21 protein-coding genes, 5 tRNA genes and 1 pseudogene are annotated in these 23,799 nt (G+C 70.4%); 14 read left to right on the forward strand and 13 right to left on the reverse strand.

Annotation, left to right across the window (positions count from 1 at the left end; genetic code table 11):
- Nucleotides 1-85: 85 nt before the first annotated feature.
- The 10 genes and pseudogenes from HNR57_RS41085 to HNR57_RS29475 form a co-directional block, all read right to left on the reverse strand.
- A complete protein-coding gene (locus tag HNR57_RS41085) occupies nucleotides 86-589 on the reverse strand; it encodes a hypothetical protein (RefSeq protein WP_313675103.1) in 504 nt (167 codons plus the stop codon).
- Between the two features lie 79 nt (nucleotides 590-668).
- Nucleotides 669-899 (reverse strand): annotated as a pseudogene (locus tag HNR57_RS40945) (NACHT N-terminal Helical domain 1-containing protein); the annotation flags it as partial.
- A gap of 78 nt (nucleotides 900-977) precedes the next feature.
- Entirely contained in the window at nucleotides 978-1,559 is a 582-nt protein-coding gene (locus HNR57_RS29440) for a GTP-binding protein (protein WP_014675207.1), read from the reverse strand.
- Nucleotides 1,540-2,118: a DUF742 domain-containing protein gene (locus HNR57_RS29445; RefSeq protein ID WP_184564688.1), complete on the reverse strand. Its 579-nt coding sequence runs from the start codon at nucleotides 2,116-2,118 to the stop codon at nucleotides 1,540-1,542. The genes HNR57_RS29440 and HNR57_RS29445 overlap by 20 nt, the downstream gene beginning before the upstream one ends.
- Nucleotides 2,119-2,212: 94 nt before the next feature.
- Nucleotides 2,213-2,626 carry a roadblock/LC7 domain-containing protein gene (locus HNR57_RS29450; protein WP_003993185.1) on the reverse strand — a complete coding sequence of 138 codons (414 nt, stop codon included), beginning with the start codon at nucleotides 2,624-2,626 and terminating at the stop codon, nucleotides 2,213-2,215.
- A gap of 10 nt (nucleotides 2,627-2,636) precedes the next feature.
- Nucleotides 2,637-5,945 (reverse strand): sensor histidine kinase, encoded by a 3,309-nt coding sequence (locus HNR57_RS29455; protein WP_184564690.1) that lies wholly within the window; start codon nucleotides 5,943-5,945, stop codon nucleotides 2,637-2,639.
- Between the two features lie 375 nt (nucleotides 5,946-6,320).
- Nucleotides 6,321-6,896, reverse strand: a complete 576-nt coding sequence (locus HNR57_RS29460; protein WP_102911445.1) for a GTP-binding protein — start codon at nucleotides 6,894-6,896, stop codon at nucleotides 6,321-6,323.
- On the reverse strand, nucleotides 6,877-7,272 hold the full coding sequence (locus HNR57_RS29465) for a DUF742 domain-containing protein (protein WP_030851927.1): 396 nt from the start codon (nucleotides 7,270-7,272) through the stop codon (nucleotides 6,877-6,879). The genes HNR57_RS29460 and HNR57_RS29465 overlap by 20 nt, the downstream gene beginning before the upstream one ends.
- Nucleotides 7,273-7,382: 110 nt before the next feature.
- Nucleotides 7,383-7,796, reverse strand: a complete 414-nt coding sequence (locus tag HNR57_RS29470) for a roadblock/LC7 domain-containing protein (RefSeq protein ID WP_031138073.1) — start codon at nucleotides 7,794-7,796, stop codon at nucleotides 7,383-7,385.
- Nucleotides 7,797-7,805: 9 nt separating this feature from the next.
- On the reverse strand, nucleotides 7,806-11,543 hold the full coding sequence (locus HNR57_RS29475) for a sensor histidine kinase (RefSeq protein ID WP_184564692.1): 3,738 nt from the start codon (nucleotides 11,541-11,543) through the stop codon (nucleotides 7,806-7,808).
- 603 nt (nucleotides 11,544-12,146) lie between these two features.
- Here HNR57_RS29475 and HNR57_RS29480 point away from each other — a divergent pair.
- The 10 genes from HNR57_RS29480 (at nucleotide 12,147) to HNR57_RS29525 (ending at nucleotide 18,466) form a co-directional block, all read left to right on the forward strand.
- Nucleotides 12,147-12,338 carry a hypothetical protein gene (locus HNR57_RS29480; RefSeq protein WP_184564998.1) on the forward strand — a complete coding sequence of 64 codons (192 nt, stop codon included), beginning with the start codon at nucleotides 12,147-12,149 and terminating at the stop codon, nucleotides 12,336-12,338.
- 173 nt (nucleotides 12,339-12,511) lie between these two features.
- The gene (locus tag HNR57_RS29485; protein ID WP_184564694.1) at nucleotides 12,512-13,288 is read left to right on the forward strand and encodes a fumarylacetoacetate hydrolase family protein; all 777 of its coding nucleotides are present in this window, start codon (nucleotides 12,512-12,514) and stop codon (nucleotides 13,286-13,288) included.
- Nucleotides 13,281-14,756, forward strand: coding sequence for a glutamate--tRNA ligase (gene gltX / locus HNR57_RS29490; protein ID WP_376772301.1), 1,476 nt, complete (start codon nucleotides 13,281-13,283; stop codon nucleotides 14,754-14,756). The genes HNR57_RS29485 and gltX overlap by 8 nt, the downstream gene beginning before the upstream one ends.
- A gap of 174 nt (nucleotides 14,757-14,930) precedes the next feature.
- The gene (locus HNR57_RS29495) at nucleotides 14,931-17,144 is read left to right on the forward strand and encodes a T9SS type B sorting domain-containing protein (RefSeq protein ID WP_184564698.1); all 2,214 of its coding nucleotides are present in this window, start codon (nucleotides 14,931-14,933) and stop codon (nucleotides 17,142-17,144) included.
- 29 nt (nucleotides 17,145-17,173) lie between these two features.
- The gene (locus tag HNR57_RS29500) at nucleotides 17,174-17,905 is read left to right on the forward strand and encodes an HAD family hydrolase (protein ID WP_184564700.1); all 732 of its coding nucleotides are present in this window, start codon (nucleotides 17,174-17,176) and stop codon (nucleotides 17,903-17,905) included.
- An 89-nt stretch (nucleotides 17,906-17,994) separates the two neighbouring features.
- Nucleotides 17,995-18,066: transfer RNA gene (locus HNR57_RS29505), tRNA-Gln, on the forward strand.
- A 21-nt stretch (nucleotides 18,067-18,087) separates the two neighbouring features.
- A tRNA-Glu gene (locus HNR57_RS29510) sits at nucleotides 18,088-18,160 on the forward strand.
- Between the two features lie 40 nt (nucleotides 18,161-18,200).
- Nucleotides 18,201-18,273, forward strand: a tRNA-Glu gene (locus HNR57_RS29515).
- Nucleotides 18,274-18,293: 20 nt separating this feature from the next.
- A tRNA-Gln gene (locus HNR57_RS29520) sits at nucleotides 18,294-18,365 on the forward strand.
- Between the two features lie 28 nt (nucleotides 18,366-18,393).
- A tRNA-Glu gene (locus HNR57_RS29525) sits at nucleotides 18,394-18,466 on the forward strand.
- 178 nt (nucleotides 18,467-18,644) lie between these two features.
- Here HNR57_RS29525 and ndgR read toward each other — a convergent pair.
- Nucleotides 18,645-19,361 carry an IclR family transcriptional regulator NdgR gene (gene ndgR, locus HNR57_RS29530; protein WP_003993203.1) on the reverse strand — a complete coding sequence of 239 codons (717 nt, stop codon included), beginning with the start codon at nucleotides 19,359-19,361 and terminating at the stop codon, nucleotides 18,645-18,647.
- A 198-nt stretch (nucleotides 19,362-19,559) separates the two neighbouring features.
- Between ndgR and leuC the strand changes: the two genes are divergently transcribed.
- The 4 genes from leuC to HNR57_RS29550 all read left to right on the forward strand — a co-directional run bounded on the left by leuC (nucleotide 19,560) and on the right by HNR57_RS29550 (nucleotide 22,872).
- Nucleotides 19,560-20,987: a 3-isopropylmalate dehydratase large subunit gene (gene leuC / locus HNR57_RS29535; RefSeq protein ID WP_184564702.1), complete on the forward strand. Its 1,428-nt coding sequence runs from the start codon at nucleotides 19,560-19,562 to the stop codon at nucleotides 20,985-20,987.
- 6 nt (nucleotides 20,988-20,993) lie between these two features.
- Nucleotides 20,994-21,587, forward strand: coding sequence for a 3-isopropylmalate dehydratase small subunit (gene leuD, locus HNR57_RS29540; RefSeq protein WP_184564703.1), 594 nt, complete (start codon nucleotides 20,994-20,996; stop codon nucleotides 21,585-21,587).
- A gap of 277 nt (nucleotides 21,588-21,864) precedes the next feature.
- Complete coding sequence (locus HNR57_RS29545; protein WP_184564705.1) at nucleotides 21,865-22,095, forward strand: SCO5555 family protein; 231 nt, start codon at nucleotides 21,865-21,867, stop codon at nucleotides 22,093-22,095.
- Between the two features lie 135 nt (nucleotides 22,096-22,230).
- Nucleotides 22,231-22,872: an HU family DNA-binding protein gene (locus HNR57_RS29550; protein WP_184564707.1), complete on the forward strand. Its 642-nt coding sequence runs from the start codon at nucleotides 22,231-22,233 to the stop codon at nucleotides 22,870-22,872.
- Between the two features lie 71 nt (nucleotides 22,873-22,943).
- On the opposite strand, the gene HNR57_RS29555 is transcribed toward HNR57_RS29550, so the two are convergent.
- Complete coding sequence (locus HNR57_RS29555) at nucleotides 22,944-23,147, reverse strand: hypothetical protein (RefSeq protein ID WP_031138097.1); 204 nt, start codon at nucleotides 23,145-23,147, stop codon at nucleotides 22,944-22,946.
- A gap of 9 nt (nucleotides 23,148-23,156) precedes the next feature.
- On the reverse strand, nucleotides 23,157-23,795 hold the full coding sequence (gene cofC / locus HNR57_RS29560; protein WP_184564709.1) for a 2-phospho-L-lactate guanylyltransferase: 639 nt from the start codon (nucleotides 23,793-23,795) through the stop codon (nucleotides 23,157-23,159).
- Nucleotides 23,796-23,799 lie beyond the last annotated feature (4 nt).

Consider the following 23,799-nt stretch of genomic DNA (forward strand, 5'->3'; position numbering starts at 1 on the left):
GCCGGGTGGTCAGGGAGCAGGCAGTGGCCGAGGTTCAGGTAGGTCACGCCGGCTGGGGGGAACGAACCGACGTCCATCCAGGCGGTTACGTCGATGTGCGAGAGGGCCAGGCTCGGGCCGCAGCCGCAGCCGCGACGGGGAGCGGGCCGCGGCGCCGGCCCCCGTCGTCCCCGGTGGCCCGCAGACTCACGTACGCCGCCGACAGCCGCACCCGCGGCCCCGCCGCCCGGTCCGACGTACGGCGGAACAGCTCCACCTCGTCCAGGTCCCGGCTGATCAGCTCCAGGTACCGGCGCCGGAACGCCGTGTCCCGGTCCGTGCCGTCCGGCGCGAGCAGGGAGCAGTCCGGCAGGCGCTCCGGGAGCCGGGCGACTTCGGCGCCGAGCGTGGCCGTCCGGGCCAGGAGTTCGGCCCGGCCCGTTCCTCGAAGACCGGCAGGCTCCGCACGATCCGTACGTAGTGCTCCACGCACTCGGCGAAGAGCGTCTCGTACAGCCGGGACTCCGCCCTCGCTCAGCCCCACCGGGGCGCGCACCGACCCGGTGATGCGGCGGATCAGCTCCGCCGGGTCGGCGTCCGCCGCGAGCACGGCCTCGTCCGAGAGGTCCGCCCGCGAACGTGTCGCACACCGCGTCGGTGACCGCCTGTTGCCCGGCCTCGTCCAGCCCCCGGAACTCGTGCTCCAGGTACGGCTCCAGCCGGTCGAACACCGCGTCGGTGATCTGCCCGAACTGCCGCTCCACACTCCGCCGCAGCCGCAGCCCGGGCACTCGGGCCCGCACCAGCTCCGCCATCGACAGGTGCCGTTCCTGCTCGCGCCGCCTGCCGCCGAGCCACAGGTCGGCCGCCGTCCTCGCCACGGTCGTGCCCAGCCGTAACGCCGCCGCCTCCGCGCTCATCGCGTCCCCCTCCCGAAAACACCCGCGGCCCCCGTTCCTCCCACAGGAGGAACGGGGGCCGCAAGCGAAACGCGCCCGTTACCGCAGGCGAGCCATCAGCGCGTGCTCCACCAGCGTGATCAGCGCCGACTTCGCGTCCGCGCGGTGGCGGGCGTCCGTCGTGATGATCGGGGTGTCGGGGCCGATCTGGAGCGCCTCGCGGACCTCGTCCGGCGTGTACGGCTGCTGGCCGTCGAAGCCGTTCAGGGCGATGACGAACGGCAGGCCGGAGTTCTCGAAGTAGTCGACGGCGGGGAAGCAGTCGGCGAGCCTCCTCGTGTCGACCAGCACGATCGCGCCGATGGCGCCGCGCACCAGGTCGTCCCACATGAACCAGAAGCGGTCCTGGCCCGGCGTACCGAAGAGGTACAGGATCAGGTCCTGGTCCAGGGTGATACGGCCGAAGTCCATGGCGACCGTCGTGGTCGTCTTGTCCCCGGTGTGGGTGAGGTCGTCGATGCCGGCCGAAGCGGACGTCATGACGGCCTCGGTGCGCAGCGGGTTGATCTCCGAGACGGCACCCACGAACGTGGTCTTGCCCACGCCGAAGCCGCCAGCCACCACGATCTTCGCGGACGTGGTGGAGCGGGAAGGCCCTCCGCTAGAGCTTGCGAAGTCCACTGAGCACCCTTTCGAGCAGTGTCACGTCTGGCTGGCCGCCGGCGTTCTCGTCGCCGCCGGGCTGATGGATGGCGACCAGTCCCGCCTCCGCCAAGTCGGCGACGAGGATCCTGGCCACGCCGAGAGGGATCGTGAGGAGCGCCGAGATCTCGGCGACCGACTTGATTTCCCGGCAGAGGTTGCAGATCCGCTGATGCTCGGGCAACTGGCCCTGCATCTGGTGCGGCTGCGCAGTGGTGTGCACCAGCGCCTCGATGGCGAGCTGGTAGCGCGGGCGGGTCCGGCCGCCGGTCATGGCGTACGGACGCACCAGGGGGTTGTTCGACGCCCCGGCGGGCGCCGGCTCCGGGGTGCGGCGCTGCGGCTGCACAGGCTGGATGCGCGGGGCCGGCGGCTGGTCGTACGGCGACGGGCCGGGGCCCTGCGGCGCGTACGGCTGCCGGTGGCTCGGTGCGGAGGGGAAGTTGTAACGGTTCGGGTTCTGACCACCGTCGCCCTGGCCCTGGGCAGGGCCGTACGACCAGTTGCCCGAAGACGAACCGCCTGGGGGTGTTACCACTTTCTCCTCCTCCGACTGTGCCTGGCACCCATCGCTGTGGAGCCGCGTCCCGAAACCTTACGGCCACGGGACGCCAAAACGCACCGTCCGTCTGTTAGTTGAGCAGGCTCCCCTGGAGCTCTGCACGAAGGTCCGGTGTCAGGACCGTACCGGCTCGGTCGACCAGCAGCGCCATCTCGTACCCGATGAGGCCGATGTCCGCCTCCGGATGTGCGAGAACGGCGAGCGACGAACCGTCGGATACGGACATGATGAAGAGGAATCCCCGCTCCATCTCCACAACGGTCTGGTTCACGGCGCCTCCCTCGAAGATCCGGGAAGCGCCCGCCGTCAGCGACGTCAAACCGGAAGCGACGGCCGCGAGCTGGTCGGCGCGGTCGCGGGGGAAGCCTTCGGACATCGCCAGAAGGAGTCCGTCGGCGGAGACCACCACCGTGTGGGACACCCCCGGGGTGTTGTCCACGAAGTTGGTGATCAACCAGTTCAGGTTCTGTGCCGCCTGGCTCATCGGGCTCACACTAACGCTCCTGGTTGTAGGTGCTGTCAGGACCGAAGCCCTGGCCGTTCGTTTCACTGCCTGCGCTGCGTCCGCGCTGGACGCCCCGACGCAGGTTGCTCAGCCTGCCCCGGACGTCCTCCGGGGCGCGGGAGACCTGTGGGCCTCCCTGGGGGGTGCTCTCGGCGGCTCCCTCGATCAGGTTGGCCTTGGGAACCCGCCTCGGCAGGCCGGAGGAGGTGACCCCGCCCGCCTTGGGCTTCCGGAGCTGCGAAGCCTGCTGCCACCGCTCGTCGTTGGCCGAGCGCCAGTCGTCGCCCTTGCTCTCCGGAGCGGAGGCCGACGGCTCCTGGCTCACATGCCGTGCGCCACCCGTGCCGTTCGCACCGCTCGCGGTGGCTCCACGGCGGGGAAGCCCGGCGTCGGTCATCGTGTGAGCGGCGGAGGGGCTCGATCCCGGACGGTCGAAGCCTACGCGGTCCTGCTCACTTGCGTCAGCGGCCTGCGCAGATTCCGTTTCCTGGGCCTGAGAAGAGTACTGGCTCGGGTAGCCGTTCTGGTAACCGTCCTGCTGCGGCCAGTCGTCCTGGTGGCGCCGCTGCTCGAACGCGGCGAATCCGCCCTGCCCGCCCGCGCCCGGAGCCGAGGGCTCCTCCTGGGCCGGCTCCGCATAGGAGGAGGGCTCCGGGTAGCCGCCGTTCGGCGAGAAGGTGTCGTTCTGCGGCAGACCGCCGTTCGGCGCGTAGTACTGCTCGTCGTACGCAGACCGCTGCGGCTCCTCGTACGACGCCTGCTGCTCCTGGTACGGCGCCTGCTGTTCCTGGTACGGCGCCTGGCGGTCGTACGCGGACGGCTGCTGCTCCGGGTAGCCGGACTGGCCGGTGTCGTAGGCCTGCCCGGCGTCGTAGCCCTGCTGCCCGTTGTACTCGTCGCGGTAGCCGGTCGCCTGGGAGGGCTCCTGGCTGCTCTGCCCGGGCAGCGCGGGCTGCTCGTGCGACTGCGACTCCAGGGCCGCCCGGCGCTCCTCGCGCATCAGGGAGCGGCCGACGGGGTCCAGCTCGCGTATGTCGTCGGGGACGTCGGAGTAGCGGCTGTCGTCGAAGCCGAGCTCCGCGGCCGTGCGCATGGGCTGGCCGAAGTTCTCGCCGCCGCCGAAGTTCTGCTCCGGGATGATCTGCGAGACGGTGAACTCGTCGCGGTCCACGTGCTGCTCGCCGCCACCACCGTGGGTGATCGCGTCCGGCAGCATGACCAGCGAGGTGGTGCCGGCCTGCTCGCCCGAGGGGCGCAGCTGGACCCGGATGCCGTGCCGGTCGGACAGCCGGCCGACCACGAACAGGCCCATGCGCTGGGAGATCGCGGCGTCCACCGTCGGCGGGTTGGCCAGCTTGTGGTTGATGTCCGCGAAGTCCTCGGCGGTGAGGCCGATGCCCTTGTCGTGGATCTCGATCATCACGCGGCCGTCGGGGAGACGGGTCGCGGTGACGCGGACCTTGGTCTGCGGGGAGGAGAACGTCGTGGCGTTCTCCAGGAGCTCGGCGAGCAGGTGCACGAGGTCGGTCACGGCGCGGCCGTGGATCTCGGCCTCCGGGACACCGGACAGCTCGATGCGCTCGTACTGCTCCACCTCGGAGGAGGCGGCGCGCAGCACGTCGACCAGCGGGACCGGCTGGTCCCAGCGGCGGCCGGGCTCCTCGCCGGCGAGGACGAGGAGGTTCTCGCCGTTGCGGCGCATACGGGTCGCCAGGTGGTCCAGCTTGAAGAGGTTCTCCAGCTGGTCCGGGTCGGCCTCGTTGTTCTCCAGGTCGGTGATCAGGGTCAGCTGGCCCTCGATGAGCGACTGGTTGCGGCGCGACAGGTTGGTGAAGATCGCGTTGATGTTGCCCCGCAGCAGGGCCTGCTCGGCGGCGAGCCGGACGGCCTCGCGGTGGACCTGGTCGAAGGCGCGGGCGACCTCGCCGATCTCGTCGGTGGTGGCGATCGGGATGGCCTGGACACGGGTGTCGACGCGGCCGGGGTCGGTGCGGGAGAGCTGGTCGACCAGCATCGGCAGACGCTGCTCGGCGATGCCGAAGGCGGCGTTGCGCAGCTGGCGCATCGAGCGGCTCATCTGGCGGGCGACCGCGCCGGCCAGGATGAAGGCGAGGAGCAGGGCGACCACGACGGCGGCACCGGTGATGTAGGCGTCACGCTGGGCGTCGTCGGCGATGTCGGACGCTTCGCTCACGGCCTTGTCGGCCAGGTCCGTCTCGATCTTCTCGTACGCGTTGAACTTGAGCGTGTTGACCGCCCACCAGTTCTCGGCGGTGATGCCCCGCTCGGCGAGTGCGGCGCGCGCGCTCGGGTCCGTGCTCTGCAGCGTGGCCACGCCCGAGATCATCGTCGTCGGGTTGGCGGGCGGCGGGACGTAGTCCGGGTTCTTGGCCTTGGCCTCCCGGGCCATCGCGGCGCCGTCGGCCTTGATCTTGGCCTCGGCCTGCTTGAGCTTGGCCGCGTCCTGCTCGGTGCCACCGCCGATGTACTCCTGCACGGCGATGCGCTCGAGGTAGGCGTAGGAGGACAGGGCGATGCGCTGGCTGGCCAGGTTGCCGGCGTCCGGGCCCGGCTTGACCAGGATGTGCATGCCGATGGAGCGCTGCAGCGACAGGGCCGCCTTGGTGAGCTCGATGGCGTACACGGTCCGGCCGTAGCTGGTGATGTTGCCGGTGCCGAGACCGAGCTCGTTGGCGAACTCCGTCAGCGGGTGGGCGACCTCGACGTAGCCCTCTTCGGTCTGTACACCCTTGAGCTTGGAGGTGTACGCGACCTGGCGCAGGGTGGCCAGCTCGGGCTCCACCTTGCGGAAAAGCTTCAGCCGGCGCTCCAGGCCGGGCTTGGCCGGCATGTTCTGCGCCGCGGCGTCGAAGGCGTCCGCCGCCTCGTCGGTGGCCTTGCGGACCTGAGTGACGGTCGCCTTGTCCTGGGCGCTCTGGGCGCTGCCCTTCAGCAGGGGCGCCGCCGACGCGTCACGTTCGATGTAGAGGGCGTTGGCGTAGAGCAGCGAGGCGCGGACCAGGCGCGCGGTGTTCTCCGCGTCCTCGGCCTCCTGCCAGGTGTCGATCGAGCTCTTCACCTGGAAGCCGCCCATGACGAGGCCGACCAGCACGGGTATGAGCAGGATCGCGTTGAGCCTGGTCGCCACGCGCCAGTTGCGCGGGGAAAGACGGCCGCCGCTCTCGGCGGGCGCGGCCGTCGGTTCCGAACCGGGCACGGGGGCGGGCGCCGCTGTGCGCGGCGGCGGGGTGAAGTTGCCCCGGGCCGACGGCTCGGGACTGTTCTTGCTTCGCCTCACTCGACCAACAACCTCTCGGCGGTCGGCACCAACGTTGTGCCGCAGTGTTCAGAGCCCAACACGCCTCGATGGACGAGTGCGTCATTGACTATTGGGCAGTTCAGGCATTCCAGCACGACGACCTGCGCTCTTCCAAACAGTCCGGGAGGGGGAATCGACGTGATGTAAGCCCCAGATAAAACGGTCATAAAGAGCGAGCCCCGCCAAAAGGCGGGGCCGTTGTGCGCGCAGCGAGACCGGATGTGCGCGACGCGTGGCCATACCACCCGATTCCTCTGCCGAAACGTTATGAACACCTTGGCCGACCGTGTCAAAGGACACAGCCGGCTCCGGTGCATCTACGACAACTGCCGTATGGCGCTCCTGAATTGGGTGCTACCTCAGCCGTGCCATCAAAGCGTGCTCGACCAGCGTGATCAGGGCACTCTTCGCATCGGCCCGGTGCCGGGCGTCCGTCGTGATGATCGGGGTGTCCGGTCCGATCTGCAGCGCCTCGCGTACCTCTTCGGGCTGGTAGGGCTGCTGTCCGTCGAAGCCGTTCAGGGCCACGACGAACGGCAGACCCGAGTTCTCGAAGTAGTCGACGGCCGGGAAGCAGTCGGCCAGGCGCCGGGTGTCCACGAGCACCACCGCGCCGATGGCGCCGCGCACCAGGTCGTCCCACATGAACCAGAAACGGTCCTGGCCCGGGGTACCGAAGAGGTACAGGATCAGGTCCTGGTCCAGGGTGATACGGCCGAAGTCCATGGCCACCGTGGTGGTGGTCTTGTCCCCGGTGTGGGTCAGGTCGTCGATGCCCGCGCTGGCCGAGGTCATCACGGCCTCGGTCCGCAGCGGGTTGATCTCCGAGACGGCGCCCACGAACGTGGTCTTGCCCACGCCGAAGCCACCCGCCACCACTATCTTCGCGGAGGTGGTGGATCGACCCTGGTCAGAGCTTGCGAAGTCCACTGAGCACCCTTTCGAGCAGTGTCACGTCCGGCGCACCGGTGGCGTCGTCGCCGCCCGGCTGGTGGATCGCGACGAGACCGGCCTCGGCGAGGTCCGCGACCAGGATCCGGGCCACACCCAGCGGCATGTTGAGCAGCGCCGAGACCTCGGCCACCGACTTCACCTCACGGCAGAGGTGGCAGATCCGCTGGTGCTCCGGGAGCAGCCCCATGAGCGCGGCGGGGTCCGCGGTCGTGCTGATCAGTGCCTCGATGGCCAGCTGGTAGCGCGGCCGCGTCCGGCCGCCGGTCATGGCGTACGGCCTTACCAGCGGCTGGTCGCCCTCGTCCTCGTACGGCTCCGCGTACGGATCATGAGAGGCGGTGGGCGGGGTCATGGGTCCTCCGGGCGGGACAGCAAGTCGGTCAGCAAGCCGTCTGACGGGGCCTGTGTGGGGTGTGTGGCAGCCGGACGGTGATGTGGTGAGACGGGTGGTGCCGGGGCCGATCAGTGGAGCAGACTGCCTTGGAGCTCAGCTCGCAGGTCGGGGGTGAGAACCGCGCCCGCGCGGTCGACCAGGAGCGCCATCTCGTAGCCGACGAGGCCGATGTCGCACTCGGGGTGGGCGAGGACCGCCAGGGACGAGCCGTCCGAGACGGACATGAGAAAGAGGAACCCTCGCTCCATCTCCACGACCGTCTGCGCCACCTCACCGCCCTCGAAGATCCGGGAAGCGCCCGCCGTCAGCGACGTCAGGCCCGAGGCGACGGCCGCGAGCTGGTCCGCGCGGTCGCGCGGGAAGCCCTCCGACAGCGCCAGGAGGAGACCGTCGGCGGACACGACGACGGTGTGGGACACCCCGGGGGTGTTGTCCACGAAGTTGGTGATCAACCAGTTGAGATTCTGTGCCGCCTGGCTCATCGGACTCAACTAACGCTCCTGCTGGTGAGTGGGCCGTGGGTGGCTGCCGGTCTGTGTGGACCCGGCCTGACGACCCTGTGCGATTCCCCGACGGAGATTGGTCAGCCGGCCGCGCACGTCATCGGGCGCACGCGAGACCTGCGGACCGCTCTGGTGGGTTTGCTGCTGTGCCGTGCCCGGGACGAGGTTCGCCCGGGGCACCCGGCGCGGCAGGCCGGAGGTGGTGACACCACCCGCGGCGGGCTGGCGGACTCGCTCGGCCTGGCGGACGAGGTCGTCGTTCGGCGAGGTGCGCCAGCCGGCGGGGGCGGAGGACCGCTGCGGACCGGTGGGTCCCTGCGGCTGCTGCGGGGCGGCCGGAGCGGAGCCGTTGGTCTGCGGCTGCTGCTGCTCCTGCTGGCCGTGGAACCAGTTGGTTTCCAGCGTGTCGTACAGCGGCGTACGACCGTCGCCCGGACCGGACGCCGGTGGCAGGGCCTCGGGCTCCTGCCGGACGGGCCGGGCCTGCGGGGCGGGCGGCCGCGGGGCGCCGAAGTCGGCAGGTCCCCGGCCGCCGTTGACCTGCGGCTGCTCGAACCGGCCCGTGCCCGCGGGGTCGGCCGCGGTGGCCGGTCCCGGGAGGGTGGGCCGCCCGGCGCCGTTGTCCTGGCGCGGTGCGGGGTACTGGCCGGTCGAGCCGTTGTCGTAGGACTGCGGCGCCGGGTACTGGCCCGACGTGGACGAGTCACGGTGACCGCCCGGGGTGCCGAAGACGTCCGGGCGGACGAAGGCCCCCTGGTCCTGGCCCTGCTGTGCGTTGGCGCCGGGACCGAACGGGTCCGCGTGCTGGGCAGCGCCGAAGTCGGCCGGCGAGCCGAGGCCCTGCCGGTCGTCGCGCGGCACGGCCGGCATCTGCGCCGTCGCACCGGGACCCTGACGGTCGTCGACGCGCGGCAGGGAAGACGTGCGGGAGACGTCCGGCTGCTCCTCGTGACCGCGCGGGGCGTCCAGCGAGGCACGCGGCACCGGCGGCTGGGCGTTCTCGTCGCTCCAGCTCGGTACGCGCTGCTGCGCGTCGCCACCGGGCAGCTCGGCCCGCGGACCACCGCGCGGCGGCAGCTGCGGCCTGCGGCCCTTGCCCTGCTCGGCGTTGCCGCCCTGCTTCTTCCGGCTGCGGCCACCGCCGAAGGCGTCCTGGCCCTGCTGCGGCCCGTTGGTGCCCGCGGCCTGCAGACCCTGCGGGGCACCCGGAGCCTGCTGACCGAACCCGGCGCCACCGGTCGGAGCGGGACGGCCCTGCGGGGGGCCACTCTGCTCGAACGACGACGGGCCGGGGCCCTGCGGTCCGCGCGCACCGCCCTGCGATCCGGGACGGCCACCGTCCCCGTCCCGCCCGGGCAGCGCGGCTCGCGGGCCCTGGCCGGGAGCGAGCCGGCCGCCGCCGGGGGCACCGCCACCGAAGGCACCGCCGGAGGCGCCGGCCCCGAGGGCACCGCCGCCCTGGCCGGCACCGGCGGCACGCCGGGCCGCGGCCGCACCGGCGGCGGCCTGCGCGGCGGCGGGACCGCCACCGACGGGAGGCTGACCGGGCTGCTTGGGCTGGGGCTTCCTGCCGCCCTGGGCGACGTCGACGGGCAGCATGACCAGCGCGGTCGTACCACCGGAGTCGGACGGGCGCAGCTGGATGCGGATGCCGTGCCGCTGGGACAGACGGCCGACCACGAAGAGGCCCATGCGGCGGGAGACGGAGACGTCCACCGTCGGGGGAGAGGCGAGCCGCTCGTTGATCGCGGCCAGGTCTTCCGGCGACAGACCGATACCGGTGTCGTGGATCTCGATCAGCACACGGCCGTCGGGCAGCGCGTGACCGGTGACCTTGACCTTGGTCTGCGGGGAGGAGAAGGAGGTCGCGTTCTCCAGCAGCTCGGCCAGGAGGTGCACGAGGTCGTTGACGACCCGGCCGGCCACTTCGGTGGTCGGCACGGAGGCCAGTTCGATGCGCTCGTACTGCTCCACCTCGGACGCGGCGGCACGGAGCACGTCGACCAGCGGCACCGGACGGGTCCAGCGGCGGCCGGGCTCCTCACCCGCGAGGACGAGGAGGTTCTCACCGTTACGGCGCATGCGGGTGGCGAGGTGGTCGAGCTTGAACAGCGAGGACAGCTGGTCCGGGTCGGCCTCGCGGGACTCCAGTTCGGAGATGAGCGAGAGCTGACGCTGGATGAGGCCCTGGGAGCGGCGCGAGAGGTTGGTGAACATCGCGTTGACGTTGCCCCGCAGCAGGGCCTGCTCGGCGGCGAGGCGGACCGCCTCGCGGTGCACGTCGTCGAAGGCCGCGGCCACTCGGCCGATCTCGTCCCGGGAGTGCACACCGACCGATTCCACGGACGTGTCGACGTCCTGCGGGTCGGACTCGGACAGCTGCTTGACCAGCTCGGGCAGACGGTCGGAGGCGACCTTGGTCGCGGTGTCCTCCAGCCGGCGCAGCGAGCGGATCATGGAGCGGGCCACGACGAAGGCACCGACCAGCGACACACCCAGCACGATCAGGATCAGGGCACCGGAGATGATCGCGTCGCGCTCGGTGGCGCTGCGCAGCTCGCGGGCCTTCTGTTCCATCTCCTCGAGCAGGGTGTGCTCGATGTTCTTCATCTGCTGGATCTTGGTGGAGCTGTCGTCCAGCCAGTCGCGGTAGGACCGCTTGTCCTGCTGGGCGAGACCGCTCGCGGAGACCAGGGCGCGACCCGCGTAGGTGTCGGTCGCCTTGATCGTGGAGTTGCCGCCGTCCTCGATCGGCTTGAGCAGCTCGGCGGCGGCGTCCTCGCCGTAGATGCTCTTGAAGCTGCGGATCTCGGACTTCTGGCTCTCCAGGGCCGACTCGGCGTAGAGCCGGTCGTTCGGGGAGAGCTTGCCGGCCGTGGTGTTGCTCGCGGGCAGCGCCGCCGCGAGGGCCGCGCGCTGGATCGAGGAGTACTCCTTGGCGGAGGAGAACGCCGCGAGCGCTCGCGTGCGCTGGATCATGTCCGGGTTGCTGGTCGCCTCGGCCATGTCCTGGGAGAGGTCGATCAGGTTCTCGATCAGACGGTGGTACGCCTCGACCGTCTGCGTGGAGTTGCCCTCGGAGGCGTAGGCGCCCTTGCGGATCTGCGCCAGGTCGCCCAGCTCGCCGGCGAGCTGGATGAGGTACTCGCGGACGCCCTTGAGGTTGCCGTCCTTGCTGGCGCTGTCGATCTCCTCGGAACTGTCGAGGAAGTTCTTCATCGCCCGGTCGGTCTTCTCGCGAAGCCCCTTGACCGTGAAGTCGGTCGCCTTGCCGCCGTGGGCGAGCGGGCCGGCCGACTGGTCGCGTTCCTCCTGGAGCGCGGCCGACAGCTCGGTGGCCTGCTTGGTCATGTCCGTCAGCAGCTTCATGTTGTCGAGCTGCTGGATGTCGTCCATGGACTGGTTGATACGCAGCGCGCCCAGCGAGGTGGCCGCGACCACCGGGAGGGCGAGCAGCGACACCAGTCGCGTGGAGATGCGCCAGTTGCGCAGGGCTATTCGCGGCCCGGGGCCGGTCGGGCCCGTCGGCGGCTTCAGCGCCGGGGAAGGGCCCGCGGGCCCCGACGGGGCCGACGTGCCGGGGCGCCCGGAGCGCTCACCGCCGTCACCGGCAGGGCCCTGGTTCTGGGCGTGCTGGGGCGAGGGGCCGCCAGTCATGGGGCCAGTCCCGCCGTGCGGCTCCGGCGCCGCCGAAGCGTTGCCATCCCTCTTGAAACGTCCCTGCACTAGCGTCGCAACCTCTGGACCAGGCACCCCGTCGCCTGAACGGCGGGGCACGGTGTCGGCGTTCTGGGGACGCCCTGAAAACGCCCCCGTGGTGGTCTTGAGTGACCGGCGCTGGCTCCCCCTTCTCGCCGCCACTCGGCGCGACTGTGCGCCCCCTGTGCGCCGGCTCGATCCTGCGGCGGTCCGTGAGATTCCAGCACAGCACAGGATCTCCAACAAGGCCCGTAGGCCGAGCCGTGATGTAGGTGACACCACGTGAACGCCGGATCACCGGCCGTAGAAGGCGAGTTCGCCCATTTCGGGCGTAAGTCCGCGAGTCGCCGAGCGGTGCCGGGTGTCCCAGTCGCCATGATCAGGAGCGGAATGATGGCTTCAGTGAGCCAATGTCCGTTTCGCAGACGTGGAGCGCGAGTCCGGATTGACCGATTCGCCCTCTGATTCGTGAGGAAACTCACACGCTGATCATGGTCTTCGCGCGAACGAGCCGGGGAATCGCATGTTTAGCCTGACGCTTTACAGCGATGGCACAACCGACAACCCGCGCCCGTGCGGAGGTTTCACACACCCTCCCGGCGCCCGTCACAGGACAGGGTCAAGTAAACAGTGAAGACGACGACGATGTTCCACAAGATCGCCAACCCGCGACGCACGACGCTGGCTCACCTGGACGACGCCGACGAACTGCAGACGCCGGAGCAGCCGGAGCACCCCGTCGACCTCCCGGCCCAGACCGCAAACCCCAAGCGCACCGTCCTCATGGAGATCCCCGTCGCGGCCGCCGCAGCCGCGGAATGACACCTGGTAGTACGCGTGCCGGCCGCCGGATGCTCAGGGCGGAGGGACACGGATTTCGGAGGGGCGCCCCGTGTGACGGGGCGCCCCTCCGTAATGCGCGGGGCGGGGGGACCTCCCCGCGTTAGCCTGGACCGTCAGACTCCAGCCGCTTCAGTCAAGGGGCCAAGCATCCCGTGCGCATCGCCAGGTTCTCCATCGACGGGAACGTCGCCTTCGGCGCCATCGAGGGCGACAAGCAGGACGAACTCGTCCTGGACATCATCAAGGGCATCCCGTTCGCGGACTTCGAGCTCTCCGGCACGAAGGTGCCGGTCAGCAAGGTCAGGCTGCTGCCGCCGGTGCTGCCCAACAAGGTCGTGGCCTTCGGCCGCAACTACGCGGAGCACGCCCGCGAGCTGGGCAACGAGGTGCCCGACGCCCCCTTCGCCTTCTTCAAGCCGTCCACCTCGGTGATCGGCCCGGGCGACGAGATCCAGTACCCCTCCTTCTCCGAGGAGGTGCACCACGAGGCCGAGCTGGCCGTCGTGATCGGCCGGATGTGCCGCGAGGTCCCGCGCGAGCGCGTCAAGGACGTCATCTTCGGCTACACCTGCGCCAACGACATCACCGCTCGTGACGTGCAGCGGCGTGAGAAGCAGTGGGCCCGGGCCAAGGGCTTCGACAGCTCCTGTCCGCTCGGCCCCTGGGTGGAGACGGACCTCGACGCGAGCGACCTCACCATCCAGCTCACGGTCAACGGCCAGCAGCGTCAGCTGGGCCGGACCAGCGAGATGATCCACTCCGTCGAGGACCTGATCGTCAACATCTCCGAGGCCATGACGCTGCTCCCCGGCGACGTGATCCTCACGGGCACCCCGGCTGGGGTCGGCCCCCTGAACGTCGGCGACGAGGTCGCCGTCACCATCGAAGGCATCGGCACTCTCACCAACAAGGTTGTCAAGCGTGGCTAGCGCACCCGTACGCGTCCGTTTCTGCCCCTCGCCCACCGGTAACCCCCACGTGGGCCTGGTCCGCACCGCCCTGTTCAACTGGGCGTTCGCCAAGCATCACCAGGGCACCCTGGTCTTCCGCATCGAGGACACCGACGCCGCCCGTGACTCCGAGGAGTCGTACACCCAGCTGCTGGACTCGATGCGCTGGCTGGGCTTCGACTGGGACGAGGGCCCCGAGGTCGGCGGCCCGCACGCGCCGTACCGCCAGTCGCAGCGCATGGACCTCTACAAGGAGGTCGCGCAGAAGCTGCTCGACGGCGGGTACGCCTACCGCTGCTACTGCTCCCAGGACGAGCTGGACACCCGCCGCGAGGCCGCCCGCGCCGCCGGCAAGCCCTCCGGCTACGACGGCCACTGCCGCGAGCTGAGCGCCGAGCAGGTCGAGGAGTACAAGGCCCAGGGCCGCGAGCCCATCGTCCGCTTCCGGATGCCCGACGAGACGATCACCTTCACCGACCTCGTCCGCGGCGAGCTGACCTTCACCCCGGAGAACGTCCCGGACTACGGCATCGTCCGCGCCAACGGCGCCCCGCTGTACACGCTGGTCAACCCGGTCGACGACGCCCTGATGGAGATCACCCACGTCCTGCGCGGCGAGGACCTGCTCTCCTCCACCCCGCGCCAGATCGCCCTGTACAAGGCGCTGATCGAGCTGGGCGTCGCCAAGGAGATCCCGTCCTTCGGCCACCTGCCGTACGTGATGGGCGAGGGCAACAAGAAGCTCTCCAAGCGCGACCCGCAGTCCAGCCTGAACCTCTACCGGGAGCGCGGCTTCCTCCCCGAGGGCCTGCTCAACTACCTCTCCCTGCTGGGCTGGTCCCTCTCGGCCGACCAGGACATCTTCTCGGCCGAGGAGATGATCGCCGCGTTCGAGATCTCCGACGTGAACCCGAACCCGGCCCGCTTCGACCTCAAGAAGTGCGAGGCGATCAACGGCGACCACATCCGCCTGCTGGACGTGAAGGACTTCACGGAGCGCTGCCGCCCGTGGCTCCAGGCGCCGTTCGCCCCCTGGGTCCCGGAGGCCTTCGACGAGGCGAAGTGGCAGGCCATCGCCCCGCACGCGCAGACCCGCCTCAAGGTGCTCTCCGAGATCACCGACAACGTCGACTTCCTGTTCCTGCCGGAGCCGGTGGAGGACGAGGCCAGCTGGACGAAGGCCATGAAGGAGGGCTCGGACGCCCTCCTGCGCACGGCCCGCGAGAAGCTGGAGGCCGCCGACTGGACCTCCGCCGAGTCGCTCAAGGAAGCCGTCCTGGCCGCCGGCGAGGCCCACGGCCTGAAGCTCGGCAAGGCCCAGGCCCCCGTCCGCGTCGCCGTCACCGGCCGCACGGTCGGGCTGCCGCTGTTCGAGTCCCTGGAGGTCCTCGGCAAGGAGACCACCCTGGCCCGGATCGACGCGGCGCTGGCGAAGCTGGCCGCGTAACGCGCGACACCCCGTACGGCGAGGGCGGCGTCCGGTTCGGACGCCGCCCTCGCCGTGTCCGCCCAGCCGTCACCCGGAGTTCACCCTTCCGGCCAACTCCCGTCCCCGCACGGGACGTTGGATGCCCCCTGTGCGCACGGTGCGCGTGTGCGCCCTGGTACAGGGGGAGAGAACATGATCCGTTCACGAAGACTCGTCCGCGCGGCCGTCGGCGGGGTGGTCGCCCTGTCCTGCACCGTCCTGACCGCACCCGCGCAGGCGGCACCCGAGGCCGACGAGCCGGCCGGCACGGTGCGGCTCGTCACCGAGAAGCGCGTCACCGTCGACTACCCGTGGGCCGGCGCGTCCGGCTTCCAGTACCGGCCCGGAACCACCGCGGTCACCACGGTCGACTACCCCGACGCGGCCCCGCCCGCCCACGCCGGCCCGGACGACCTGGCCAGCGGCACCGACGTCCTGAACACCCGCGACAGCCAGACCGTCACCCAGCGGCACCGCTCCACGGGCGTCACCGCCACCGTCACGATCCCCTCCGGCCAGGCGTACCGGGCCGCCGCGGGCTGGAGCGTGCTGACCATGGACGGCACCGGCGCCCTGCACGTGCTGCGCGCCGGTGCCGACGGCACCACCGAGGACACCCCGGTCACCGGCCTTCCCGCGGGCGCCCGCCCCGTCCACTACCGCACCGGCGGCTCCGTCGGCCGTCTCGCGATCGTCTACGTGCTGGAAGACAAGACCTCCGTCGGTCTGGTCGACCTCGCGGACGGCGCCTTCCGCACGTACGTCACCGGCGACGAGGCGGCCCCGCAGCTCGCCTTCAACGACCGCTGGCTCGTCGCCGACTGGAAGGCGATCCGGGTGGACGCCGGACCCGGCACCGAGCCCACCGCCCTCACCAGGACCGACGCCCAGCTCGAAGCCGTCGTCGGCGACCGGCTCCTGATCGGAAACCCGGGCTTCGTACTGGGCGGCACCGAGGCCGCGCTGACCGCCCGCGACCTGGTCACGGGCGCCACCGGCACCGTGCTCACCTCGTCGTTCGGCGGCATCGGCCCGACCCTGGACGGCGGCGCCCTGGCCACCGCGGGCCCCTCCAGCCTCGACTGGAACATCCACCGCATCACCCCCACCGGCAGCGGCGGCCTCACCACCACCGAAGTGGCCCGGGTCCCCGCCGCCGCGACCGGCGTGCAGGGACTGGCCGTCGCCGGCGGCGAGTTGTTCCTCTACGGCGCGACGCCCGGTGCCTCACTGCGCTACAGCAGCTTCCAACTGGACGCCACCGGCCGGCCCGACGGCCCCCAGACCCGCCGCAGCCCGGCCCTGAGCCCGTCCACCTGCCTCCCCGGCGACGCCGCCTGCCCCCAGCTGGAGGCCCTCGGCGACGGCCGCGTCAGCCACCTGTGGACCGCCGACACGGGCGAGGAATCCGTCCTCAACGTGGGCCTCGACACCACGACTGTCCTCAACGAGCCCACGAACGGAGATTCCCGCGGCCGGATCGGCGGCAGCACCGGCCGTTACGTGCTCTACAACGGCGGTTCCGGCAAGCAGCGGGTCGTCGACTTCCCGCGCGGGGCGACCGCCGGCGAGACCGCTCTCACCCGCGACCGCACCGCCGCCGCGGTCTGGGGACAGACCCTGTGGGCCCCGGGCAGCACCCAGGGCTCGGTCACCGGCCGCAACCTCAAAACCGGCTCGACCACCACCATCGCCACCGGCGCCCCCTGCACCCCCACCGACATCCAGGCCGTCAACACCTGGCTGTACTGGTCCTGCGGCAGCTCGGCGGGCGTCTTCGACCGGGCGGCAGGCCGCAGGATCACGGTCCCGGCCGACATCGGCCCGGCCCGCCTCGCCGACGGCTTCCTGCTCCGCGAGAACCGCACCACCCACGAGCTGCTGCTCACCGACTTCCACACCGGCACCGCCACCACCCGCACCCTGGTCAAGCTGCCCGCCACCGACCAGAACACCGGCGGCAGCAACGGCCGCTGGGCCGTCGACCGCTTCGGCGGCCACATCGCCTACCTCAACGGGACCTACGGCGAGGTGTCGATCGTCCCCAGCGGCGTCCCCACCTCGCCCCTCGCGCAGATGGAAGCCCAGGTCTACACGCCGTCCGTGATCGGCAAGGCCTTCCCCTGGGCCCCGGTCTGGCAGCTGAACAAGCCCTCCACCTGGACCCTGACCCTCACCGACGCATCCGGCAGGCCCGTCCGCACGCTGACCGGCGCCTCCACCGGGGCCGCCGTACGCCCCGCCTGGGACGGCACCACCGACAGCGGCGGCGCCACGGGCGGCCCCTACACCTGGAAGCTCACCGCTCACCCCCGCGACGGCCAGGGCCCCGACCTGACACTCTCCGGGACCATGAACCCGGGCTGAGAACGGAACGCGGTGGGTACGGTCGGGGCATGAGCATCCAAGCCGTGGTCTGGGACGTCGACGACACCCTCTTCGACTACACCACCGCCGACCGCCTCGGCATGAGCGCCCACCTCACGGCCGAGGGCCTGCTCGACGACCACGAAACCGTCGAGCAGGCCATCACCCGCTGGCGGGAGATCACCGACCTGCAATGGGCACGCTTCGCGGCCGGCGAGGCCACCTTCGAGGCCCAGCGGCGCGACCGGGTGCGGGTGTTCCTGGACCGGAACCTCACCGACGCCGAGGCCGACGCGTGGTTCCAGCGGTACCTCACCCGGTACGAGGCGGTCTGGGCCCTCTTCCCGGACGTCCTGCCCGTCCTCGACGCCCTGTCCGCCAGCCACCGGCACGCCGTGCTCTCCAACTCCAGCCTCCACGTCCAGGACCGCAAGCTGCGCGCCCTCGGCGTCCACGACCGCTTCGAGACCATCCTGTGCGCGGCCGAGCTCGGCATCTCCAAGCCCGAGGCCGGGGCGTTCCTCGCGGCCTGCGATTTCCTCGGCCTCCCGCCGCACCAGGTCGCCTACGTCGGTGATCACCCGGAGATCGACGGACGGGGTGCCGCCGACGCCGGCCTGCTGTCGGTGTGGATCGACCGCGGCGGTCTGTACGCCACGATCGACCCGCCCGTCGGGCCGCACCGCATCGCCTCCCTCGCCGAACTGCCGTCCCTGCTCGGCTCGGATACTCGTTTTGGAGCCCCGTCCACCTTCGGGTAATGTTCTTCCTGCGCCGCGGGAGCGGGCCGGAAGGCCGGAACCCCAGGCGCACAACTAGAACAAAACCCCTTCGGGGGCTTGCGTTCCAGTGGCCTATGGTGTAATTGGCAGCACGACTGATTCTGGTTCAGTTAGTCTTGGTTCGAGTCCAGGTAGGCCAGCTCGCAGAGCTCATCTGCATCGCCCCCGTTGTGTAGCGGCCTAGCACGCTGCCCTCTCAAGGCAGTAGCGCCGGTTCGAATCCGGTCGGGGGTACTGGTTCCGAACGATCGACGATCATCTCGGAACTGCTAGGGCCCCCGTTGTGTAGCGGCCTAGCACGCCGCCCTCTCAAGGCGGTAGCGCCGGTTCGAATCCGGTCGGGGGTACTGACTGGTCTAAACCACATTGGTCTATGGTGTAATTGGCAGCACGACTGATTCTGGTTCAGTTAGTCTTGGTTCGAGTCCAGGTAGACCAGCTCGGACCTGCGGAAACGCAGGATCCACGCCCCCGTTGTGTAGCGGCCTAGCACGCCGCCCTCTCAAGGCGGTAGCGCCGGTTCGAATCCGGTCGGGGGTACACATCACAAGAGGCTCCTCACTTCGGTGAGGGGCCTCTTGCGTATGCCCTTCTTGGGGCGCGGGGAACTGCGCGATCAACCAAGGCCGGCCGTCAGCCGACATGAAACCCGAGCTGCCATGGCGCCTGGTCGGGGAAAGCCTGCCGCGGCGTTGAGGCCGACCTTCCCCCGAAACGCTCAGCCGGTCCGCCGAAGTGCCTCGGAGAGGCGCCCCGCCGCATCGATCACGGCCTGTGCGTGCATCCGGCCCGGGTGACGCGTGAGACGCTCGATCGGCCCGGACACGGACACCGCCGCCACCACCCGGTTCGACGGCCCCCGCACCGGCGCGGACACCGACGCGACGCCCGGCTCCCGCTCACCGATCGACTGCGCCCAGCCCCGCCGCCGCACACCCGACAGGGCCGTCGCCGTGAAGCGCGCCCCCTGCAGACCGCGGTGCAGCCGCTCCGGCTCCTCCCAGGCCATCAGGATCTGAGCCGAGGAGCCGGCCTTCATCGTGAGCGTCGAACCGACCGGGACCGTGTCCCGCAGACCGGACAGACGCTCTGCCGCGGCGACGCAGATGCGCATGTCGCCCTGGCGGCGATAGAGCTGCGCGCTCTCGCCCGTGATGTCACGAAGGTGCGTGAGCACCGGGCCGGCGGTGGCGAGGAGACGGTCCTCACCCGCGGCCGCGGCAAGCTCTGCCAGACGGGGGCCGAGAATGAAACGGCCCTGCATGTCGCGCGCCACCATGCGGTGGTGTTCCAGGGCCACGGCCAGGCGGTGGGCCGTGGGTCGTGCCAGTCCGGTGGCACCGACCAGTCCCGCGAGGGTGGCCGGGCCGGACTCCAGAGCGCTCAGGACGAGGGCCGCCTTGTCCAGAACGCCGACGCCGCTACTGTTGTCCATGAAACGATACTCGCGTCTCACTCTGTGAAACGCAAGTTCAAATTTCCGTGGAACGCGCCACCCTGGAATCACGAAGTCACAACGGCCCGTGACGTAAGGGCCTGGTGGCGTGTGCCCGGTATCAGGGGAACGGGCGCCGCCTCCTCCTCAAGATCTCTAGTTGGGTCGGCGGACCGTAGCCGGCCGGAGGGAACAGCGATGGGTAGGACACTCGCGGAGAAAGTCTGGGACGACCATGTCGTCCGGCGCGCGGAGGGCGAGCCCGACCTTCTCTTCATCGATCTGCACCTGCTGCACGAGGTGACCAGCCCGCAGGCGTTCGACGGTCTGCGCAAGAGCGGCCGTACCGTGCGGCGCCTGGACCTCACCATCGCCACCGAGGACCACAACACCCCGACCCTGGACATCGACAAGCCGATCGCGGACCCGGTATCGCGCGTGCAGCTGGAGACGCTGCGCAAGAACGCCGCCGATTTCGGGGTGCGCCTGCACCCGCTGGGCGACGTCGAGCAGGGCGTCGTGCACGTGGTGGGCCCGCAGCTGGGTCTGACCCAGCCCGGCACCACCGTGGTCTGCGGTGACTCCCACACCTCCACGCACGGCGCGTTCGGCGCGCTGGCGTTCGGTATCGGCACCTCCCAGGTGGAGCACGTGCTGGCCACCCAGACGCTGCCGATGTCGCGGCCGAAGACCATGGCGATCACGGTCGACGGTGAACTGCCCGAGGGCGTCACCGCCAAGGACCTGATCCTGGCGATCATCGCGAAGATCGGCACCGGCGGCGGGCAGGGCTACGTCCTGGAGTACCGCGGCGAGGCCATCGAGAAGCTGTCGATGGAAGCCCGGATGACCATCTGCAACATGTCGATCGAGGCCGGTGCCCGCGCGGGCATGATCGCCCCGGACGAGACCACCTTCGCCTACCTCAAGGGCCGTCCGCACGCCCCCGAGGGAGCCGACTGGGACGCGGCGGTGGAGTACTGGAAGACGCTGAAGACGGACGAGGACGCGGTGTTCGACGCCGAGGTCGTCATCGACGCGGCCTCGCTGTCGCCGTTCGTCACCTGGGGCACCAACCCCGGGCAGGGCGCACCGCTTTCGGCGTCCGTCCCCGATCCCGCTTCGTACGAAGACGCATCGGAGCGCTACGCCGCCGAAAAGGCCCTGGAGTACATGGGGTTGGAGGCCGGGCAGCCGCTGCGTTCCATCAAGGTGGACACCGTCTTCGTAGGCTCGTGCACCAACGGCCGCATCGAGGACCTGCGCGCCGCGGCCGAGCTGCTCAAGGGCCGCAAAGTCGCCGACGGTGTACGGATGCTGGTCGTGCCGGGCTCGGCACGGGTGGGGCTGCAGGCCGTCTCCGAGGGTCTGGACGTGGTCTTCAAGGAGGCCGGCGCCGAGTGGCGGCACGCGGGCTGCTCGATGTGCCTGGGCATGAACCCCGACCAGCTGGCCCCCGGTGAGCGCTCGGCGTCCACCTCCAACCGCAACTTCGAAGGCCGGCAGGGCAAGGGCGGCCGCACCCACCTGGTGTCCCCGCAGGTCGCCGCCGCCACCGCCGTCCTGGGCCACCTGGCCTCCCCGGCCGACCTGTCCGCCGACGCCCCCACGCCCGCTGGAGTCTGATCACCCATGGAAGCCTTCACCACCCACACCGGCCGGGCGGTGCCGCTGCGCCGTTCCAACGTCGACACCGACCAGATCATCCCCGCGCACTGGCTCAAGAAGGTCACGCGCGACGGGTTCGAGGACGGGCTGTTCGAGGCCTGGCGCAAGGACGAGACGTTCATCCTCAACCAGAGCGAGCGCATGGGCGCGACCGTGCTGGTCGCCGGCCCCGACTTCGGTACCGGATCCTCGCGTGAGCACGCCGTCTGGGCCTTGCAGAACTACGGCTTCAAGGCCGTGATCTCCTCCCGCTTCGCCGACATCTTCCGTGGCAACTCGCTCAAGAACGGCCTGCTCACGGTCGTTCTGGAGCAGAAGACCGTGGACGCGCTGTGGGAGCTGACCGAACAGGACCCGCAGGCCGAGATCACCGTCGACCTGGAGCGCCGCGAGGTGCGCGCCGAGGGCATCACCGCCTCCTTCGAGCTGGACGAGAACTCCCGCTGGCGGCTGCTGAACGGCCTCGACGACATCTCGATCACCCTCCAGAACGAGGCCGACATCGCCGCCTACGAGGCCAAGCGCCCGGCGTTCAAGCCGCAGACCCTCCCGGTCTGACCCCAGGCACGGCCCGCCGCCTCTGAACAAGGCGACTTTCGGCCACCGCAACACCCCCTCTGTACCCCCGATCAGCCCGATCGGGGGTACAGCTGCGTCTGCACCCGAACGGCCCTGCCCGCCCACGGTTCAGCTGCCAACTTCCCGCGTTATGCAGGTGGTTGCTGGGGTACGCGAGGAGCACAACCGTGACTTCCACGTGTGCCCGGAAGGCCGTTTGAGGCGTCAGTTGTCCCCTGCGCAGGCGACAACTCGCCCCAGATGGCACAATCTGTGCATGGAACACGACGGCCAACTCGAGCTCTATGCGGCAGTCGCGGACCAACTCAAGGAAGCGCACACAAGGGTGCGCGCACTGCAAGTCCCGGAGGGCGTACGGATGGCGCTGACCCGGAAGCTGCTGGTCATTACGGCCGCGGCCAAGCACGATCTCGCCGACGCGACAAGGCGGCTGGAGCGGTTCTCAGCGGACCTCGACGAGGGACGATTCCCCGACGAGGAACGCTGAACCCCGCGACACCGTCGAGTTCGTTGCGGCACAAGGGTGATAAGCCCGTTTCGTGTTTGATTTGCGGTATATATCTGCCTAACGTGCGAAAAGCTTGAACACTTTCGTTCTGGCGATGTCTCCGAAGGGGAAGACGTGAACAAGGCGCAGCTCGTAGAAGCGATTGCCGACAAGATGGGCGGCCGTCAGCAGGCCGCCGATGCTGTCGACCATGTACTGGACGCCATCGTCCGCGCGGTCGTCTCGGGTGAGCGGGTCTCGGTCACCGGCTTCGGTTCGTTCGAGAAGGTCGACCGTCCGGCCCGGTACGCCCGTAACCCCCAGACGGGCGAGAGGGTTCGGGTCAAGAAGACCTCCGTTCCGCGCTTCCGCGCCGGTCAGGGCTTCAAGGACCTGGTCAGCGGCTCGAAGAAGCTCCCGCGCGGCGGCGAGGTCTCCGTCAAGAAGGCGCCGAAGGGCAGCCTGACCGGCGGTGCCGGCGCGACGGTCAAGAAGGCCGCCGCGAAGAAGGCGACCGCGAAGTCGGCCGCCGCGAAGAAGACCACCGCCAAGAAGACGACGGCGAAGAAGGCCACCACGAAGACCGCGGCCGCGAAGAAGACCACGGCGAAGAAGGCGCCCGCCAAGAAGACCACGGCGACGTCCAAGACCACCGCCGCGAAGAAGACCACCGCGAAGAAGGCCCCGGCCAAGAAGGCCACGGCCAAGAAGGCGCCCGCCAAGAAGTCGACGGCGCGCAAGACCACCGCCAAGAAGACCACCGCCCGCAAGAAGTAAGGGCGCTGGAGTACTCACGCGCCGGGCCGGACTCCGCACGGAGTCCGGCCCGCGGCGTGTTCAGCACGTGGTCAGAGGGTCTGCAGGGTCACCAGAGTGATCCGGAGCGCGTCCTTCGCACCCTCCACCTCGATGCGCACCCGCTGTCCCGGGCGCAGCAGCCTGAGGCCGCCCGCGTCGAACGCGGCCGCGTCGAAGGGCACCGGGGTGCCGTCGTCCAGGAGCACCTGCCCGCTGCGGCTTTCGGGGTCGTACGTGTACGCGGTCGCCTGCATGGCCGCAGCCTACTGCCCGGGTATCAGCAATCGCGCGGCGGCCGCGGCCGTATGAGGGCCGACCCCCAGGGCCAGTGCGCTGCGCAGGTCCTCGCCGGTGTCCACGTCCTGGCGTACGGAATCCACCGCCGTGAGGGGCAGTTCCACGGCGCCGGACGCGCGGTGCCGGGCCCTTGAATCCGCGCCGAAGTCCGGGCGCAATTCGCAGCCCGCAGCCGCTGCCAGCAGGGTCGTGCCGATTGCGGCCGCGTCCGGGAGAAAAGCGCGCGGGAATTCGGCGGCGGCGTCGAGTACCCGGGACAATTCCGCGGGGCGCAGGGCCGGCAGATCGGCGTTGAGCGCGGCCACGGCCCGGGCCGGGCGGACCGACCGTACGGCCCGCGTCGCGTGTGCGAGGGCGGCGTTGAGGCCGCCGCCCGGCTCGTCGGGGATGATCGCGGCGCCCAGTGCCGCCAGCTCACGACCTGCCCGGGCGTCGTCCGTGACGACTGCCACATCCCCTACCGCCGGGCAGGCCAGCGCGGCCGCCACGGTGTCCTGGGCGAAGGCCAGCGCCAGGTCCGGCCGCAGCCCGTCGTCCGCGGTGTCCGCAAGCCTGCTCTTGGCCTTGGCCAGGGGCTTCAGGGGTACGACCAGGGTCCACTGCACGGGT

The sequence above is a fragment of the Streptomyces paradoxus genome, from assembly GCF_014202475.1.
Taxonomy (GTDB): Bacteria; Actinomycetota; Actinomycetes; order Streptomycetales; family Streptomycetaceae; genus Streptomyces; species Streptomyces paradoxus.